Origin of the sequence: Thermogemmatispora aurantia (genome assembly GCF_008974285.1) — a bacterium.
Classification (GTDB): domain Bacteria; phylum Chloroflexota; class Ktedonobacteria; order Ktedonobacterales; family Ktedonobacteraceae; genus Thermogemmatispora; species Thermogemmatispora aurantia.
The window spans coordinates 392,954-410,069 of the sequence record NZ_BKZV01000005.1; the positions used below are offsets into that span (position 1 = coordinate 392,954).

11 protein-coding genes and 1 tRNA gene are annotated in these 17,116 nt (G+C 60.0%); 9 read left to right on the top strand and 3 right to left on the bottom strand.

Annotated features, from left to right (window positions below):
* Positions 1 to 61 precede the first annotated feature (61 nt).
* Complete coding sequence (locus KTAU_RS16585) at positions 62 to 1,507, bottom strand: aldehyde dehydrogenase family protein (RefSeq protein ID WP_151729414.1); 1,446 nt, start codon at positions 1,505 to 1,507, stop codon at positions 62 to 64.
* Between the two features lie 157 nt (positions 1,508 to 1,664).
* The gene (locus tag KTAU_RS16590) at positions 1,665 to 2,558 is read right to left on the bottom strand and encodes a fumarylacetoacetate hydrolase family protein (protein ID WP_151729415.1); all 894 of its coding nucleotides are present in this window, start codon (positions 2,556 to 2,558) and stop codon (positions 1,665 to 1,667) included.
* Positions 2,559 to 2,974: 416 nt separating this feature from the next.
* Here KTAU_RS16590 and KTAU_RS16595 point away from each other — a divergent pair, with 416 nt between their 5' ends.
* Together KTAU_RS16595 and KTAU_RS16600 are read left to right on the top strand one after the other, a co-directional pair.
* Positions 2,975 to 3,823, top strand: a complete 849-nt coding sequence (locus tag KTAU_RS16595) for a class I SAM-dependent methyltransferase (RefSeq protein ID WP_151729416.1) — start codon at positions 2,975 to 2,977, stop codon at positions 3,821 to 3,823.
* 124 nt (positions 3,824 to 3,947) lie between these two features.
* Positions 3,948 to 4,802: a class I SAM-dependent methyltransferase gene (locus KTAU_RS16600; RefSeq protein ID WP_170293374.1), complete on the top strand. Its 855-nt coding sequence runs from the start codon at positions 3,948 to 3,950 to the stop codon at positions 4,800 to 4,802.
* A gap of 80 nt (positions 4,803 to 4,882) precedes the next feature.
* Here the strand turns inward: KTAU_RS16600 and ppk1 are convergent, their stop codons facing one another.
* Positions 4,883 to 7,051 carry a polyphosphate kinase 1 gene (gene ppk1 / locus KTAU_RS16605; RefSeq protein WP_151729418.1) on the bottom strand — a complete coding sequence of 723 codons (2,169 nt, stop codon included), beginning with the start codon at positions 7,049 to 7,051 and terminating at the stop codon, positions 4,883 to 4,885.
* A 308-nt stretch (positions 7,052 to 7,359) separates the two neighbouring features.
* Here ppk1 and KTAU_RS16610 point away from each other — a divergent pair.
* The 7 genes from KTAU_RS16610 to KTAU_RS16640 all read left to right on the top strand — a co-directional run bounded on the left by KTAU_RS16610 (position 7,360) and on the right by KTAU_RS16640 (position 16,946).
* A tRNA-Leu gene (locus KTAU_RS16610) sits at positions 7,360 to 7,444 on the top strand.
* Between the two features lie 645 nt (positions 7,445 to 8,089).
* The gene (tig, locus tag KTAU_RS16615; RefSeq protein WP_151729419.1) at positions 8,090 to 9,565 is read left to right on the top strand and encodes a trigger factor; all 1,476 of its coding nucleotides are present in this window, start codon (positions 8,090 to 8,092) and stop codon (positions 9,563 to 9,565) included.
* Positions 9,566 to 9,616: 51 nt separating this feature from the next.
* Positions 9,617 to 10,897: an ATP-dependent Clp protease ATP-binding subunit ClpX gene (gene clpX / locus KTAU_RS16620; protein ID WP_112430883.1), complete on the top strand. Its 1,281-nt coding sequence runs from the start codon at positions 9,617 to 9,619 to the stop codon at positions 10,895 to 10,897.
* Between the two features lie 465 nt (positions 10,898 to 11,362).
* A complete protein-coding gene (gene lon, locus KTAU_RS16625) occupies positions 11,363 to 14,014 on the top strand; it encodes an endopeptidase La (RefSeq protein ID WP_151729420.1) in 2,652 nt (883 codons plus the stop codon).
* A gap of 512 nt (positions 14,015 to 14,526) precedes the next feature.
* Positions 14,527 to 15,093, top strand: coding sequence for a magnetosome magnetite crystal formation protein family (locus KTAU_RS22050; protein ID WP_228026502.1), 567 nt, complete (start codon positions 14,527 to 14,529; stop codon positions 15,091 to 15,093).
* Positions 15,094 to 15,368: 275 nt separating this feature from the next.
* Entirely contained in the window at positions 15,369 to 15,944 is a 576-nt protein-coding gene (locus KTAU_RS16635) for a DUF4870 domain-containing protein (protein ID WP_151729421.1), read from the top strand.
* A 372-nt stretch (positions 15,945 to 16,316) separates the two neighbouring features.
* On the top strand, positions 16,317 to 16,946 hold the full coding sequence (locus KTAU_RS16640; protein WP_151729422.1) for a DUF4870 domain-containing protein: 630 nt from the start codon (positions 16,317 to 16,319) through the stop codon (positions 16,944 to 16,946).
* Positions 16,947 to 17,116: the final 170 nt, after the last annotated feature.

Here is a 17,116-nt window from a genome sequence, read left to right on the forward strand (position 1 = left end):
GCGGGCCATACCGACTGGTTGGAGATGGCGGTCGAGGCCCACTCTGCTCAGGAGAGAAAGCTCAGGGCAGCTGGTCGATATAGACGGTCTTCCACTGTGTGAAGAACTCGCGTGCCGCTTTCCCCTGCTCACGAGAACCGGATGAGCTATCTTTCATTCCGCCGAAGGGCACCTGGAACTCCAGGCCCGCCGACTCCTGATTGATCTTGACAACGCCGGCCTGGATCTCAGAGGCGAAGCGCAGCGCCAGCGAAAGGTTGTTAGTAAAGAGACTGGCCGATAGACCGAAGGGCGTGGCGTTCGCCAGGGCCACTGCCTCCTCGAAAGAGGCGGCGGGCAGGAGGGCGGCCACAGGGCCGAAGATCTCCTCCTGGGCGACATGACTGCCCTGATCGAGGTCGGTGACAATGCTGGGCCGCACGTAATAGCCCTCGCCGTTGATCGTTGTGGCCTCGCCGCCAGCCAGGAAACGCCCACCTTCGCGGCGTGCTAGCTGCAGATAGCTGCTGACCTTCTGCAGCTGGTCCTCGGAGACCAGGGGACCGACGCGCGTGTCTGGCTCCAGCGGATCGCCAAGTTTCCAGCTCTGGGCCAGGGCGGCAAGACGCTCCTGAAACTCTGGCAGGATGGCCCGCTCAACGATCACACGGCTGGTAGCCGTGCACTTTTGTCCCGCGCTCAGAAACGCGCCGCGTGCGACCTGCTCGACAGCGACGTCGAGATTGGCGTCTGCCAGCACCACCGCCGGATTCTTTCCACCCATCTCCAGTTGTACTTTTTTGCCGTGCTCGATGGCCTTATGCTGCAAGGCTCGACCAACGACATTAGAGCCGGTGAAGGTGATGGCATCGACCTCTGGGTGGGTCACCAGGATATCGCCCACTTCTGAGCCTTTGCCAAGAACCAGGTTGAGCACACCAGGCGGCAGGCCAGCATCGAGCAAAGCCTGGACCAGGTGCACCGCCGTCAGGGGTACCAATTCGGCGGGCTTCCAAACCACGGTGTTGCCATAGGCCAGGGCCGGGGCGATCTTCCAGGCAGGGATGGCAATCGGGAAGTTCCAGGGCGTAATCACGCTGACCACCCCGACCGGCTCGCGGCGGGCGAAGAGAAAAGTCACGCGCGAGCTGCTCGGATAGGTCTCACCATCTGGCTCCAGGGTCTGCCCCGCATAGTAGCGCAGAATAGAGACCGCGCGCCTGGTTTCGCCAATGGCCTCAGCCAGCGTCTTGCCCTCCTCGCGTGTCAGGTCGCGCCCAACGCTCTCGACGCGCTCCTCCAGCAGCTCAGCGGCCTTGCGCAGGATGTCGCCCCGCGCCGGCGCTGGTGTTGCCCGCCAGGCGGCAAAGGCCGAGCGCGCAGCCTGCACCGCCTCAGCCGCCAGCTCTGCCCCTGCCAGCGAAGTCCGCGCCACCACCTCGCTTGGGTGGGCCGGGTTAAGATCGTCACTCAAGCGCACGCCATCGCGCCAGGCGCCGCCGATATACGAGCGCAGTTCAACGGTCATAGAAAGTCCACTCCTTCCTCTATCTCTGCTCATCAAGACAAGCACAGAACCCTAGGCCTGTTTCGCCAGTAACACTGGTCTCTGGGCAGCGACGGCCAGGGCCGGAGTGAGATCGGCGCCTCCCTCGCCCACCTCACTGCCAGGCACTCCTGGAGGATCAGCAGCACTGGCCTCCGCTCGCCGCTTTCAGGGCCAGTTTGCCACGCACTACCCGATTGCGCAGCCTTCCAAGACCAGTGATCGCGATGCTGACCACATCACCGGCCTGCAAGCTAAATGGTCGCTCTGGCACCAGCGCAGTGCCGCTGCAGAGAAAGACGCCGGCGGGAAACTCATCCTCGCGGAAAAGATAGGCAACTAGCTCTTCCAGGCGGCGCCGCAGGTCGGCGGTCGAGCTGCGTCCCTGCCAGCAGAGCTGACCGTTGCGCTCAATGGTCAGCTCGATACTCAAGGAGTAAGGGTCGGGGATCTCCCAGGCCGGGACGATGGCCGGACCAAGGGCACAGCTGCCGGCATAGACCTTGGCCTGGGGAAGATAAAGGGGGTTCTCGCCTTCGATGCTGCGGGAACTGACATCGTTGCCGATGGTATAGCCGACGATCTCTCCGTGGGCATTGATGACGAGTGTTAGCTCCGGCTCGGGTACATCCCACTCGGAATCGGCGCGCACGGCGATGGCCGCCTCGGGACCAACTACCCGCCGCGGGTTGGCCTTGAAGAATAACTCGGGACGCACTGCTGTGTAGACACGCGCATAGATGTCAGGCGTGACGCTCTCTTCGCGCCTCGCCTCCTCGGAGCGTTTGTAAGTGACCCCTGCCGCCCAGACTTCGCTCTCCCCGTCAATCGGTGCGAGCCAGGGCGGCCTGGCCTCTACTGGCTCAGCGCGCGCAGCTACCGCGCTCAGGAGGGCGCGCAGCTCGGTGGTGCGTAGGGTCCAGAGGTCAGAGAGACGCTGCCCGACATCGGGAAAGGCCCGCACTGTGCCCTCATCAGTGAGCAGCCCCACACGCTCGCGACCGTCCGCGGCGCGGTAACGAATGATCTGCATGGCTATGCTCCTTGTCCTTGCCCGTGGTAGCGATGCGGAAGCTTCATTGAAAGTGCATCTTCTAACCATATAGCCCCCGTGAGCCAGCCTGTCAACCTCTGCCGAGCAGCAAATTCGCTCGCTCCTCCAGCGCTGACCCCCTGTTACTGAGGAATGGCTCGCTCGTCATTATCAATGCATATTTATAAAGTACATTATTGTTCAGCTGCCGGTTGAACAGGGATGAGCGCGCTGCGCCACCAGACCCTTGTTCGGGCCGTCAGCCAGCCCGAAAGCGGCCTGAGAGGCGACCGAACTCGTGCCAGAGACCAAAGAAAGCAAGAGAGCGTAACGTCACGGCGAGCGGGCCGGACTTGCTCACGGACGGCGTGATAAGCTACCGAGTGCGCACTGGTTGGGGCAGAGGACAGTACGTGATGGATCGCACCCACGCTGGGGAACAACTCTCATACAGTATTCCAGAACCGGAGGAGCTGCAGCATCTGTATCGCGCACAACACGGTCTCTTGCCACCGGAGATCGATGTCAGGCGTCTCAAGCGGGTCCTGCACCTGAGCTACGGTGATCTGGCCTGGGCGCCGGCGCTGGCGCGTGCCCACCCGTCCATCAGTGTTGTGGCCCTCTTTGCCAGTCCCCAGGCGCTGGCCGCTTGCTGGCAACAGCTTGATCTGGCCACCCTGCGACGGCTGAGCATCGCTGAGATTGATCTCGGCGGAGCCATTCCCTTCTCCGCCGACTTCTTTGATCTGGTGCATCTCTTCCTCATGGGGCCGCTGTTGCATCCTGCAGCCTGGCCAGCCTTATTGCACGAGTGTCGACGCGTGCTGCGCCCCCGTGGTCAGATCAACATTGTAGCCGTTCTCATTGGCCCCTCTTCCAGCGCCGCCTACCAGTCGCTCCGTTCCCTGGCCGCTGCCGCCTGGCAAGCGCTGGGCTACAGTTTTGCCAGCGTCGAGGGAGGGGGTGGGGGTCTGTTCGTCGACTGCGGCGTTCACCTGTGCCATCTCCTGCGGCAGCAAGGATTTGGGCAGGTGCGCTATCGGCTCTATCCTGTGGACCTCGGCGGCTGGAACAATCCTACGGGCCGGGCCTGCTCTCGGCGCCTGCTTCAAGATCTGGCCCTGCAAAAGGCCCTCGTCCTGGCGCAGGGCGGCTGTGATGAGGTCACCTATGCCATGCTCCTCACCGAGGCGGAGCGCGATCTCGACGCCGAAGCCTTCTGTGCCTCTGGCGCCCTCATCTCGGTGACAGCGCGAAAGCGATAGAGCTGTCATGAGCCAGTCATTTATGGACAAAGGCCAGCCAAGTGGCCTCCAAGAGCGGCGGACGCGGCAGAGCGGTACTAGGCGCCGGCGGGCATCCGCTCCCGCGGTTCCTGCTGACCTTCCTGTGGAAGTGTACGAAGAAAGCATTCTTCATCGCTATCTGCTGCAAATGCTAGGCGGACGTCTCTTTCCCGAGAGTATTGACATCGAGGGCGTAGAGCGGGTCCTTGATCTGGGCTGTGGCAGCGGTGAGTGGGTCTTTGCCCTGGCCCGGCGCTATCCGCAGCTCTTCATCTGTGGAGTTGATCTCGATCGGCGCCTGCTGCAGCGGGCGCAGGCCCGGCGCAACCGTGCTGGTCTCAGCCAGCTTGAATTTCGTCAGATGGACTTCACCCGTCCCTTTCCTCTGGCCGAAAGCTCCTTTGACTTCCTGCACATGCGCGCCTGTGCCCGCTTTGTGACTGCCAGTGCCTGGCCGGCCCTCCTGGCGGAATGTCGGCGTGTCCTGCGCCCCCGCGGTTGGCTCACCCTGGTCGAGATTGAACTCTGCGACAGTAGCAGCAGCGCTTTTCTCAAGCTGCGTCAGCTCTTCAACCGCTGCTGGTACCGGCTTGGCCATGCCCTGGACGAAAGCGGACTCAGCTTCGGCGTTGCCAGCCGCCTCTATGGCATGCTCCTCGCGGCGGGCCTGCAGGAGGTAGCCTACGATGTCCATATCGCTGACCTGGGGCGGCAGCCAGGCACAATGCAGGACGGCGAGGCCGAAGGCGCCGATCCTGCTGGAACGATCAGCGCTCTTTTCCTGCAACAAAGCCTGACCGAAGTCCGCCTGGCGGCTCCGCTGATCATTCAACAGGGACTGATCAGCCCGCCAGAGCTGGCGACCCTGCTTGAGCAGGCTGAGCGTGAGCTGCAGGCCCCCGACCTCTGCGGGTGGGGCGTCATCATCTCAGCCTATGGGAGGCGTCAGGCGGAGTGAATCCAGTGGCGGGGAAGAACAAGCCAGCGAAACGGGAAAGAGGCAAGGGAAGATGGAAGCGCCGGCGCTGCAGAACGGAGCTACGCGCCCGAAGGCAGCGCACTAATTGTCGGGCCAGCCTCATCGTTATCGTCCTCCTCCAGCAGAGGATGGCGCAGAAACCAGGCCTGACAATCCAGCGGCGGCTCCCCCGGCTGTGGGCGAAGCCGGGCGTAGGTCCCATCCGGTAGCAGCTCGCGGGCATTGACCGTATCGGCCAGCAATATCTCCAGTACCCGCTCGCGAATGGCCTGACGCAGATGGGGATCTTCAATAGGAAAGAGCGTCTCTACCCGATTATTCAAATTGCGCTGCATCATATCGGCGCTGCCGAGAAACAACTCCTCAGCCCCGCCATTGTAGAAGTAGAAGATCCGACTATGTTCCAGAAAGCGGCCTACGATGCTGCGCACACGAATATTCTCGCTGATCCCCGGGATGCCAGGCCGCAGGCAGCAGATACCCCGCACAATCAGCTCTATCTGCACCCCGGCCTGAGAAGCCTCATAGAGCTTGTAAATGATCTCCGGATCGACCAGGGCATTCAACTTAAAGATCAGCAAGCCGTAGCCGTACTCGCGTCGCAGACGAATCTCCCGTTCGATGCGCTCCAGGATGCCGCGGCGCAGACTGACGGGCGCCACCAGTAACTTACGGTAGGCATTCAGACGCGAATAGCCCGTCAACGAATTGAAGAGATCCGAGACATCGGCCCCAATCACCGGGTCGCAAGTCAGCAAGCAGAAATCCTCGTAAGTACGGGCCGTCAGGGCGTTATAGTTTCCCGTACTCAGGTGAACATAGCGGCGCAGCCCATCGGGTTCGCGGCGCACCACCAGCGCCACCTTCGCATGCGTCTTCAAACCGATCAAGCCATAGACCACATGAACACCGGCCCGCTCCAGCGCCCGCGCCCACTCAATATTATTCTCCTCATCGAAACGCGCCTTCAGCTCCACCAGCGTGGCCACCTGCTTCCCATGCTCAACCGCCTCCAGCAAAGCATGCACCACAGGCGAATTCGTCCCCACGCGATAGAGCGTCTGCTTAATGGCCAATACCTGGGGATCAGTGGCCGCGGCGCGGATAAAGTCCACCACCACTCCGAAGCTATCGTAGGGGCGATGCAGCAGCAGATCCTGCTCACGGATCGCCGCAAAAAGGTCGCCACAATACTTCGAGAGCAAGCGAGGCACACGCGGAGTAAAAGGTGGATCTTTCAGGTCGGGACGATTGAGTGCGTGCAACTCCATCAGATCGCCCATGCCGAGCGGGCCATCGATCACCGTCAGATCCGAGGCATCGATCTCCAGATTATCGAGCAACAGGCTGCGGATGCGCGGCGGCATCGACGGATTGACCGCCAGATCGACCACCGACCCAAAGCGGCGCTCACGGACACTCTTCTCCACATCCTCTAACAAATCCGAGGCCTCGTCCTCCTGCAGCTCGATATCGGCATCGCGCAAGACGCGGAACGGGTACGACTCCCAGACATCGATTCCAGGGAAGAGGCGGCTCAAGTGAGCGGCAATGACCTGCTCGATCCAGACAAAGGCCACCGGTTGCACCCCTGGCGCCGTCCGGGCGTGCAGCGGCAACGGCACCTGAATAAAGCGAGGGAGGCGCGGAGGGACCTTTACACGCGCGAAGCGCTCGCCGTGAACGGCATCGTTAATGACCACGGCCAGATTCAGACTGCGGTTCGAGATATGGGGGAAAGGATGGCCGGGATCGACCGCCAGCGGCGTCAGCACCGGAAAGATCTCATACTCGAAATACTCGGCCAGGGCGGCGCGCTGCTCCTCGTCGAGCTGCTCATAATCAAGAATATAGATATGTTGCTCTGCCAGACGTGGCAGCAACTCCTGACGCCAGTAGCGACGCACCTCCTGCACCAGAGGGGCCAGACGCCGACGCACCTCGCGCAGCTGCTCCTCAGCGCTCAGCCCGTCGGGACTGGGGGTTGTCGCGCGGGCGGCTACCTTATCCTTCAGCCCTGCCACGCGGATCATCATGAACTCATCGAGATTCGTATCAAAAATAGACAAAAACTTTACCCGCTCCAGCAGAGGATGGCGACTATCCTGGGCCTCCTCAAAGACGCGACGATTAAACTCGATCCAACTCAACTCGCGATTGATATAGAGATCGGGTCGTTCCAGGTCCATCGAGGACGAGGTAGATGGGGAATGCGGCGGCTGCTCCATGCTCTCTTCAGCTGACCTCTGCACCTTAGCCTGGCAGGCGTCTCCTTAGCTTTATGATAGCACGCATTGTCCAGCGAGAGAGCAAGATCCTGACGTGCCACGGCCTTCACGCCCCTGCCCTGACTAACCCAGCGCTCCCCCTCTTTGGCCGGAGGGAGTGCTCACCTTGACACTGATAGCCCCCCTGATGTATCATCACTCAGGTGAGAGCGTTTCATCCCCTTACCAGACAGCAGGGGTGTGGGCGCGAGGAGCAGCACCCCTGAAGCACGACGGCTGGCAGCGCGGAAACGCTGCAAGGCCAACATGGGCGGTTGCTGAAACTGGTAGACAGGACGGACTTAGGATCCGTTGGTGCAAACCGTGAGAGTTCGAGTCTCTCACCGCCCACCATCGCAAAGGTCCCGGAGTCACCTGCAGCGGGGGTGGCTCCTTCCATTCGCCAGCGGAGCGGAGCGCCTGCTTGCGGTGGCACGGACAGGACAAGGCAAAGCAAGCAAACGGCATGAGGGCTGACGGATAGGCAAGCTTTATCTCAGGCCCGAGGGTAGAGGAGAGGGAACTCTCTCAGTAGAGGCCGGGTGGCTGATCAGTCCAACGAGCTTGCCTACTTAGCAGGCCCGCGCAAGACAACAAGCTACCATCAGGCTCCCCTGAGCGCCACTTCCCGCTGCGGTTCCCGTTTTGTCGTCCTGGGGGGTGAAGAAGCGAAGCAGGCTGCATTCCAGGTGGCGGGCGGAGGTTGCCGGAAAGAAGAAGGGGCAGGTTGGTCAGAGAACACAGCTCGCCGAAGCTTGAGAAGCGAGCGTGTCGAGCAAGTAGCCTGCTCAGCGGCCCGCTGGATGCAGACGCGGAGTGGCATAGCGGGATAGTCCTGCGCCGATCGTTGTAAGACCAGATTTGTCTGACGCGCCTTGTTCTGTTATGCCCTGTGTCGTCACATCAGAACACACCGCTCAGCCAGTCAATGAGGCAGGCAAGTAGGCGACATGCCAGGCGGCACGTACGTACGATGATGATGCTTGTGTTGGAGGAACAGTGAAGGTCACAGTTGAGAAATTACCGACCAGCGAAGCCATCCTCGATGTAGATCTCACCTGGGAAGAGGTGGAGAAGGCTTCGGATAAGGCTTATCGTAAGCTGGTGCAGCAGGTTGATATTCAAGGGTTTCGTCGGGGCAAAGCTCCCCGCTCCTTGCTTGAGCGTAAGTTGGGCAAGGAGTACATTTATCAGGAAGGTCTTGACGACCTGATCAGCGAGGCCTACCGCCAGGCGCTCCAGGAGCACCAACTTACCCCGCTTGCGCAGCCGGAGCTGGATGCCCCCATGTTTGAAATGGGGCAGCCTTACCATTTCCGCCTGAAGGTTCCCATCCTGACTCCCGTGGAGTTGGGTGACTACCGCTCGTTGCACTTTGAGGATGAAGAGGTGATAGTGACATCGGAGGAGGTTGAGCGGGAACTGGAGGCGCTGCGCAACCAGTATGCTAGCTGGCAGAAGGTCGAGCGCCCTGCCCAGATTGGGGACCGCGTCACGGTCGATCTCAAGTTGACGGTCGAGGGGCGCACCATCTCCGACTACAAGGAGAATCCCTTCGAGTTGACCGAGAATCGGCCCGGTCTCTTTGCCGGCATGGATGAGCAAATTGTTGGCATGCAGGTCGGCGAGAGCAAGAGCTTCACTCTGACCATCCCCTCCGACTATGGCAATGAGGAGCTGGCCGGCAAGGAGGCCCACTATGAGCTGACTCTTCATCAGGTCGAGGAGAAGGTGCTGCCCGAGTTGGACGACGCCTTCGCCGCCCGCGTCGGCCAGTACGAGACCCTGGAGGACCTGCGCAAGGTCATTAGCGATGCCATCCAGGATCGCAAAGAGCGACAGAAGCGCCAGGAGCTGCGCGATAAGGTGCTGGAGGCCGTTGTGGCTCAGTCCAACATTGTCCTCCACCCAGTCCTGGTCAAGGAGGAGGTCGAGGACATGCTGCATGAGCTGTCCCATATGTTGGAGAGACAGCGCATGTCGCTCGATCAGTATCTCCTGCTGATGCGCAAGAGCCGCGAGGAGTACATGAAGGAGCTGGAGCCGGACGCGGAGAGACGCGTCAAGCAGCAGCTGGTCCTGGATGAGATTGCCAGGCAGGAGGGGATCGAGGTTACGCCGGAAGAAGTGGAGGGCGTTTTCCGCATGTATGCCCAGGCGGGGCAGCCGCTGCAGCGCAGCGAGGCCCAGGTGCGGGCACTGATCATCACGCTGCGGCGCGAAAAAGCGCTTTCGCGCCTGGTAGAGCTGGCGACACGTCCGGCGGAAGAAACGGAGCAGCAGCAAGGTGGGGAGAGTGGAGAGCAAGCGCAGCAGTCAGAGGAGACGCAGCAGAGTGAGGCCACCACAGCTCAGGCAGAGGCCACCGCGTCGGAGCCGGAGGCTGGGCCGACTGACGAGGCGACGTCTTCCTCTCCTGCTACAATAGTAGTAGAAGACGCGGGGGCGCCGGCTGACTCCGCGGGCCAGCCGTAAGACTCCAGCCAAGACTCAAGCGTCGTAATTGAGGGAAAGGTAACAACGGACGTGGCAAACTCTAAGAATATTCGTACAACCTATCGCTGCTCTTTTTGCGGCAAGAGCCAGGATCAGGTTCAGCGGCTGATTGCCGGCCCGTCAGGGGTCTATATCTGCGACGAATGCATTGACCTGTGCCGGGAGATCATCGAGGAGGAGCAGGCCACCTTTAGCAAGCCGCGTCTTCAGACCGGGAAAATCCCTACCCCGAAGAAGATCTATGAGCAATTGAGCCAGTATGTGATCGGGCAGGAACGAGCCAAGAAGACGCTGGCAGTGGCCGTCTATAACCACTATAAGCGCATTAGCGTGGGCATGCAGATCGATGACGTGGAGCTGGGGAAGAGCAATATTCTGCTCATCGGCCCCACCGGCTGCGGTAAAACCCTGCTGGCGCAGACGCTGGCCAAAATCCTCGATGTGCCCTTCTGCATCGCTGATGCCACGGCCCTCACAGAGGCTGGCTACGTGGGCGAGGATGTGGAAAACATTCTGCTGCGCCTGATCCAGGCTGCCGATTTCGATGTAGCGCGGGCCGAACGCGGTATCGTCTACATCGATGAGATCGACAAGATTGCCCGCAAGTCTGACAATCCCTCGATCACGCGCGATGTCTCCGGCGAAGGTGTGCAGCAGGCCCTCCTGAAGATTATCGAGGGCACCATTGCTAATGTGCCCCCCCAGGGTGGCCGTAAGCACCCGCATCAGGACTTTATTCAGATCAATACTTCGAATATTCTCTTTATCTGCGGCGGCGCCTTCGAGGGCCTCGACAAGATCGTCGAGCAGCGTCTGGGCAGCAACCGCACCATCGGCTTCAAGAAAACGGTGGCCGAGCCTGAGCAGCGCGCTCAGGAGTCTGTACTTGCCCAGGTCATTCCAGAAGACCTGCTCAAGTACGGCCTGATCCCAGAGTTTATCGGACGCCTCCCCGTGGTGGTGGCCCTCGATAACCTGGATAAGGAGGCCCTGATCCGCATCCTGACAGAGCCGAAGAATGCGATTGTAAAGCAGTATCAGAAGATCTTCCAGCTCGACCGCGTCGAGTTGGTCTTTACTCCAGATGCGCTCGAAGCTGCCGCAGAGTGTGCACTGAAGCGTAAAACCGGTGCGCGTGGCCTGCGCAGCATTATCGAGGATGTACTCCTTGATGTGATGTACGAGATCCCTTCGCGCGCCGATGTCAAAAAGGTGATCATTAACGGCGATGTTATTGCCCAGCGGCATAAACCGCTGCTGGTGACGCGCAGCGAGCGCTCTGCGGCCTATTCTGAGGATGAGTCTGCATAACGCAGACTCATCTGTTTTTCTCTAACTTTGACGAACTGTCTGCCTGATGGTGAGCGGTGGCTCGGTCAAGCACAGGGAGAAGGCCAGAGTGGCATTGTAGGGAAGCGGTGGAAAGGGATAGCGGCAGGAGAAGAAAGGCCTACCCCTGACCTGAAGCCTGAGGTGAGATGCTGGAGCGTAGCCTCTTCTGGTTGCCGCTCCCGCTCGCTCCGACTGCTGTGCCGATGGTGGGAGTTGTCAGGAGTGGCTGCCTGCAATGGAAGCAGCCGGTAAGCGGTAGAGACCCCTCTGGGGATGTCTCGCAGCCTGCCCGCCCATTCCTGCCCGCCTGCTGCTCGCTGCCATGTGTCTGAGTACTGAGCCGCTTGCTTCTCTTCTGTGAGAAAGCTCTCGCAAAAATCACCAATTATCCTGTTATAGTCTATATAGAGAAGAGAAATAATAGATAGTAGATAGGCGGAACTCATGAATGAGCAGCAACGCCCATCGGTGGAGCCAGAGACGATAGAGGTCTATCCGCTGGTAGCGCTCAAAAACATGGTTGTCTTCCCGCGCACGCGTATGTCCCTGGCGATTGCGCGCGAGAAGTCGGTGCGGGCTGTCGAGGAGGCGCTGTTACGTGCTGACCGCATGCTGGTCACGGTTGCGCAGCGTTCGTCGGAGATTGAAGATCCCCAGCCTGCGGACCTCTATGGCTGTGGTGCTCTGGTTGAAATTGTCACCGTTCATCGTCAGGCCGATGGGAGCCTGCAGGTGCTGCTCAATGGCCTGCGCCGTGTGCGCCTGTTGGAGTTTCAGGATCTGGAGCCGTTCATGCGGGTGAGCGTGGAGGTGCCTCCTGAGCCGCAGGTGCAGGGTCCCCAGGCTGATGCTCTGGTGCGTCATGCCACTAACCTCTTCGAGCATTATGCCCAGCTCAATCGCCGCTTCTCGGTCGAAGATATCAATTCGATTGTGGCTATTAAGTCGCCGGCTCGTCTTGCCGATATGCTGGCCGCCCATGTGGTGAGCGATGCAGTCCAGCAGCAGGATCTTCTGGAGACCTTCGATCCCCTGGCGCGTTTAGAGAAGGTCTGCGTCTTTATCGGCAACGAGATCGAGATTCTGGAGCTGGAGTCGGTGATCCGCAATCGCGTGCGCTCCCAGGTCGACCGCTCGCAGAAGGAGTTCTATCTGCGCGAGCAGTTGCGGGCGATTCAAGAGGAGCTGGGCATGGAGACGCCGTCGGAGGCCGACGAGCTGCGTGAGCGCTTGCGCCAGAAGAATCTGCCTCCCGAGGCGGCGGCCAAGGTGCGCAAGGAGATCGATCGATTGGAGCATATGCCTCCGCAGTCGGCAGAGATCGCCGTTGTCCGCTCATATATCGACTGGATGCTTGCCTTGCCCTGGAACGAGCGCACGGTGGATAGCTTCGATCTGGAGCGCACGCGCCGCATTCTGGATGAGGACCACTACGGCCTGGAGAACATTAAGGAGCGCATCATTGAGTTTCTGGCGGTGCGCCAGCTGCGCCTGCAGCGCGCCAGTGAGCAGGGCCAGCCCCAGCGTGGCAGCCAGGGGCAGATTCTCTGCTTCATTGGCCCTCCCGGCGTCGGCAAGACCTCCTTGGGGCAGTCGATTGCCCGCGCCCTGGGACGCAAGTTCGTGCGCATTGCCCTGGGAGGGGTGCATGATGAGGCTGAGATCCGGGGTCATCGCCGCACCTACGTTGGCGCTCTGCCCGGGCGAATCATCCAGTCGATGAAGTCCGCAGGGGTGCGCAATCCGGTCTTTCTGCTCGATGAGATCGACAAGCTCTCGTCTGAGTATCGCGGCGACCCAGCGGCGGCCTTGCTAGAGGTACTTGATCCCGAGCAGAATTCACAGTTCGTGGACCATTATCTGGAGGTCCCGTACGATCTCTCCGAAGTCTTCTTTATCTGTACCGGCAACGTCAAGTACCAGATCCCGCGCCCGCTGGCTGACCGCATGGATATTATTGACGTTCCCGGCTACATGCTGGAGGAGAAGGTCAATATCGGCCTGCGCCACCTGCTGCCGAAGGTCCTGGCAGAGCATGGCCTGACTCCGGAGCAGCTCAAGATCCCGCGCTCGGTAATGGAGCGCATCGTGACGGACTATACGCGCGAGGCTGGTGTGCGCAATCTGGAGCGACAGCTGGCTACGATCTGTCGCAAAGCTGCGCGCCGTATCATTGCTCGCCCCTCCACTCACCTGCGCCTGACCACTTCCTCGCTAGAGCACTACCTGGGTATGCCCCGCTATTCGACACCGCCGCTGAGTATGCGCATGCAGGTTGGCGCGGCGATGGGTCTGGCTGTGACCGAGAATGGGGGCATTCTCTTGCCAGTGGAGGTGGTGACGATGGCGGGTAAGGGCGACCTGCTGATTACGGGCCAGCTTGGCGATGTGATGCGCGAATCGGCCATTGCGGCCCTCTCGTACATCCGCTCCCGAGCCACTGAGCTAAACATCGATCCCAATTTCCAGGACGTCACGGATTTGCATATTCACCTGCCGGAGAACGCCATCCCCAAGGATGGCCCATCTGCAGGGATCACAATCGCCACAGCTCTGATTTCGGCCCTGACTCGCCGCCCGGTACGCGGCGATGTGGCCATGACCGGCGAGATTACCCTCCGGGGCCGGGTGCTTGGCGTTGGTGGCCTGAAAGAGAAGATCCTGGCTGCCCACCAGGCCGGCCTACGCCATATTGTGGTGCCTGTGGAGAATAAAAAGGACCTGATGGAGATCCCGGCCCGTATCCGGCAGCAGATGCGCTTTACGCTGGTGGAGACGATGGACCAGGTAATTGCCACAGCTCTGGCCGAGTCTTCCGCTGGCGAGGCTGAAGCCGACAATGACAGCCATACGCTGGCCGAGCCGCAGCCGCGTCCTTTACATGTCGATGAGCGTCTACCTGCTTCACGTGGACGCTCGCGCTCGCGTCACGCAGCGATTGAGAACCGGCGCGGTGAAGAGCAGGTCCATCAGGGAGAAGAGACCCAGGAGCAGCCAGCGCTGATTCTCCCCGTGCAGGAGGATCAGGCCGCCGATGTGCCACAGGCTCAGCTTGGGGCCCGTGCTTTGGATGAACGGCCTGAAGGGGAGGCTTGAGCGCTGCTCTCCCTTCTTCCCGCCCTACTTCCTGACCTGACCACCTGACCACCAGCCCTTATCTTCATCCTTGAGGAATCGCTCTGTAGGACGTTTACTCTATATAGGATCTCTGTGCGACGCTAAGTCGTCTGAGCAAAGAAGGATGGCTGCCCATCGTGTTCCTATTGCACCCATATCCTGATGATTGTACTGGAATGTAGATTGCCCTGATTACCCTGCTGCGCCTGTTTAGCGAGCCACTTCACCTCTAATCGGATCAAGGTGAAGAGTGAAGTGCCGTAAAGGGAGAGTGGAAGGAGAAGAGTAGCAGAAGGGGGAATAACCGGCCAGTAAACAGGTGAAGAAGTCGTCTAGGGCGAGCAACTAGCCAGAGCTGCAGTGGGCCGGGCTGCCTGATCTCCTGGGGATTCGAAGATCCTGTGATTGCACACTCGCTCCTATGGTGATAGCGCAGAGTTTCCTGAGATTACAGTTCTCTCTTGAAGAGAGAAGAAAGAGGGGCATTGACAATGAGCTGGAATCCTACTCCTGGGCAGGACCCCAATCAGCCGGCTAGTGGTCAGTACGAAGGATACTCCTCGCAGCCGGGCGGGGCCTATGGTCCCCCCCCCAATAATCCTTCCTATGGCGGTTCGCCCTCTGGGGCCGGCTATGGGCAGGCCCAGTACGGTCAGCAGCCTTATGGAATGAGTGGAGCAGCAGGCACTCTCGGTCCCACCTCAATGGGAATGGAGGCCAACATGGCTGCCGGCCTTAGCTATCTGGTGGGTTGGATCACTGGGTTGATCTTCTACCTCTCAGAAAAGCAGAATCGCTTTGTGCGCTTCCACGCCATGCAATCGATCATCTGGTTCGCGGCTTTAACCATCCTTATAGTGGCCCTGGACGTCTTGGGGATGATCCCCTTCGTAGGACTCTTGACCTTCTGCTTGAGTGGGCTGGTGGGCCTGGTCGGTTTTGTTTCCTGGATCGTTCTGTTGATTATGGCCTTCCAGGGGAAGTACTTCAAGTTGCCCATCATCGGCGACTACGCTGAGCGCTATGCTAATACGGTGCCCGCTGGTAGCGGTCTCTAAGCCAGTCTGCTCAGTGCTACACTGATGAACCCTTCAAGGGAGAAGGAGAGCGCCCTGGCGCTTTCCTTCTCTCCGTTACAGCGCTCTCTCTTCTCAAGAGATGCTGGCTGACTGGCTTTCTCCTTCCCGCGCGGCTGCTCTCCTGTCAGATGCCGCTCGCTCTCTGATCCAGCCCTCTCTAAGCCCCCTACAACTCTGGCCGTTCCCTGTGCGTAATAACATAAGGAGAGTAATAAACAGAGGCATTGTCATTATCAGAGAGTGAGTGCAGAGGGATGAGCTGGAATCCAAATCCACAAGAACCGACACCGCCTCCCTATGAAGACCCTCAACAGCCCTATCAGGGCTACCAGTATGGTCAGCACTATAGTGGCGGCTACGGTCAATATAGTCAGTATGGTCAGCAGCAACAGCAGCAGTACCGCTATGGCCAGTGGGGCAGACCGGGTTACTCGTTTACCGAGAACGCAGCCATTGCCGCCGAGGCCAATGCACCGACTTCCTCTGGCTTGCCTGCCAATGTAGCAGCGGCTCTCGGCTACCTGCTCTTCTGGCTGAGCGGGCTGATCGTCTTTGCGACCGAGAAGCGCAATCGCTTTGTGCGCTTCCATGCCATGCAGTCATTGATCCTCTTTGGACTGGTCACTGTTGTCGTCTTAGCCTTACGGTTTATAGGCTTCATTCCTGTGATTGGCGCTCTGGCTGGTTTTCTGAGCGCGCTGATTCAGCTGCTGGCTACTCTTGGCTGGGCTGCGTTAATCGTCCTGACCTTTCTGGGACGCCATATACGCTTGCCCATCATTGGCGACTATGCCGAGCGTTACAGCGGCCCGGCTGGCCCCGGCTTTTGAGAGGTGAGCGTGGGGGCAGAAACGGCTCACGGGCAGCAATGACCAGCCAGCCAGCCAGCCCTCTTCACGATCTGCTGACTGGCGGAGGGGCTGCCCGCAGCGTGACGGTTGAGCACCGCGCCAGCCCAGCCAGGAGTACAACCCTTCTCTGCTGTCCCACGTAATATGGAAGACAGGTAGAGGACTCTGAGTTGATGGGCTTGGCTGAGGAAAGAGAGACCTCACCTGGCCTGGTCGTGGCGTCCTCTCTCTATCGCTATCGAGAGCGGTGCCCTCCTGGGGAGGGGCGCGGATCTGCCGTTTTCCCTCTCCAGGAATGTACCCGCTTCCCTGAATGCAGAGCAGGCCAGAGAGCAGGAGTAATGATTGACTATGAGTTGGAATCCAAACCAGCAGCCAGCGCAGGGGCCAGAATCACCGCAACCGCAGCAGCCAGGCCCCGGCTATGGGGGATATCGGGGATACGGTAGTTACCAGCCTGGCTCGGGCAGCCCTCCCTATAGCTACACTCCCTACGGTCAGCAGCAGCAACAACAACAGCAGCAACAGCAATATTACACCTATCAACCGCCCTCCAGCGTCACACGTGCCGCCAGTGTCTTTGATCCCACCACGCTGAAGATGGATGCTAAAAGTGAGGCGCTTCTGAGCTACCTGTTCTGGTTTTTCACTGGCATCATTATCTTTCTGGTGGAGCGCAAGAATCGCTTTGTGCGTCTTCACGCCGCGCAATCGATCCTCTGGTTTGGAGGACTAACCCTCCTCTTCGCCCTGGTGAAGGCTATCGGGCTTATCCCGGTACTGGGTACGTTCATTCTTGCCCTGCCCATCAGCTGTGCCACTGGCGTGATCGTGGTGGTTGGAGGGCTCTCCTGGCTCTTGCTGATGCTGATGGCCTATCGTGGCTCCTACTTCAAGTTGCCAGTGGTCGGGGATTACGCGGAGCGCCTGGCGGGCCTCTTCATGAAGAAGCCGACCCAGCCTACGCCGCCCACTGCCTGACAGGAGGGAGGAGCGCGAGAAGGCCGTGGGAGACGCTCCGCGAACAACGGAGGCACGGCAGTCTCACAGCGAGGCAGGCGGACAGACAGACTTTGCCTGTTCCTGCTCCACCCCTGGAAGCCCCACAGGCCTGGGTGGAAGAGAGCGGCTCTAGCAGGGGTGCCTGCCTC

Coding starts and splice junctions, on each gene's coding strand:
- KTAU_RS16585 (WP_151729414.1), bottom strand. CDS start 1,507: ATGACCGTTGAACTGCGCTCGTATATCGGCGGCGCCTGGCGCGATGGC.
- KTAU_RS16590 (WP_151729415.1), bottom strand. CDS start 2,558: ATGCAGATCATTCGTTACCGCGCCGCGGACGGTCGCGAGCGTGTGGGG.
- KTAU_RS16595 (WP_151729416.1), top strand. CDS start 2,975: ATGGATCGCACCCACGCTGGGGAACAACTCTCATACAGTATTCCAGAA.
- ppk1 (WP_151729418.1), bottom strand. CDS start 7,051: ATGGAGCAGCCGCCGCATTCCCCATCTACCTCGTCCTCGATGGACCTG.
- lon (WP_151729420.1), top strand. CDS start 11,363: ATGAATGAGCAGCAACGCCCATCGGTGGAGCCAGAGACGATAGAGGTC.
- KTAU_RS22050 (WP_228026502.1), top strand. CDS start 14,527: ATGAGCTGGAATCCTACTCCTGGGCAGGACCCCAATCAGCCGGCTAGT.
- KTAU_RS16635 (WP_151729421.1), top strand. CDS start 15,369: ATGAGCTGGAATCCAAATCCACAAGAACCGACACCGCCTCCCTATGAA.
- KTAU_RS16640 (WP_151729422.1), top strand. CDS start 16,317: ATGAGTTGGAATCCAAACCAGCAGCCAGCGCAGGGGCCAGAATCACCG.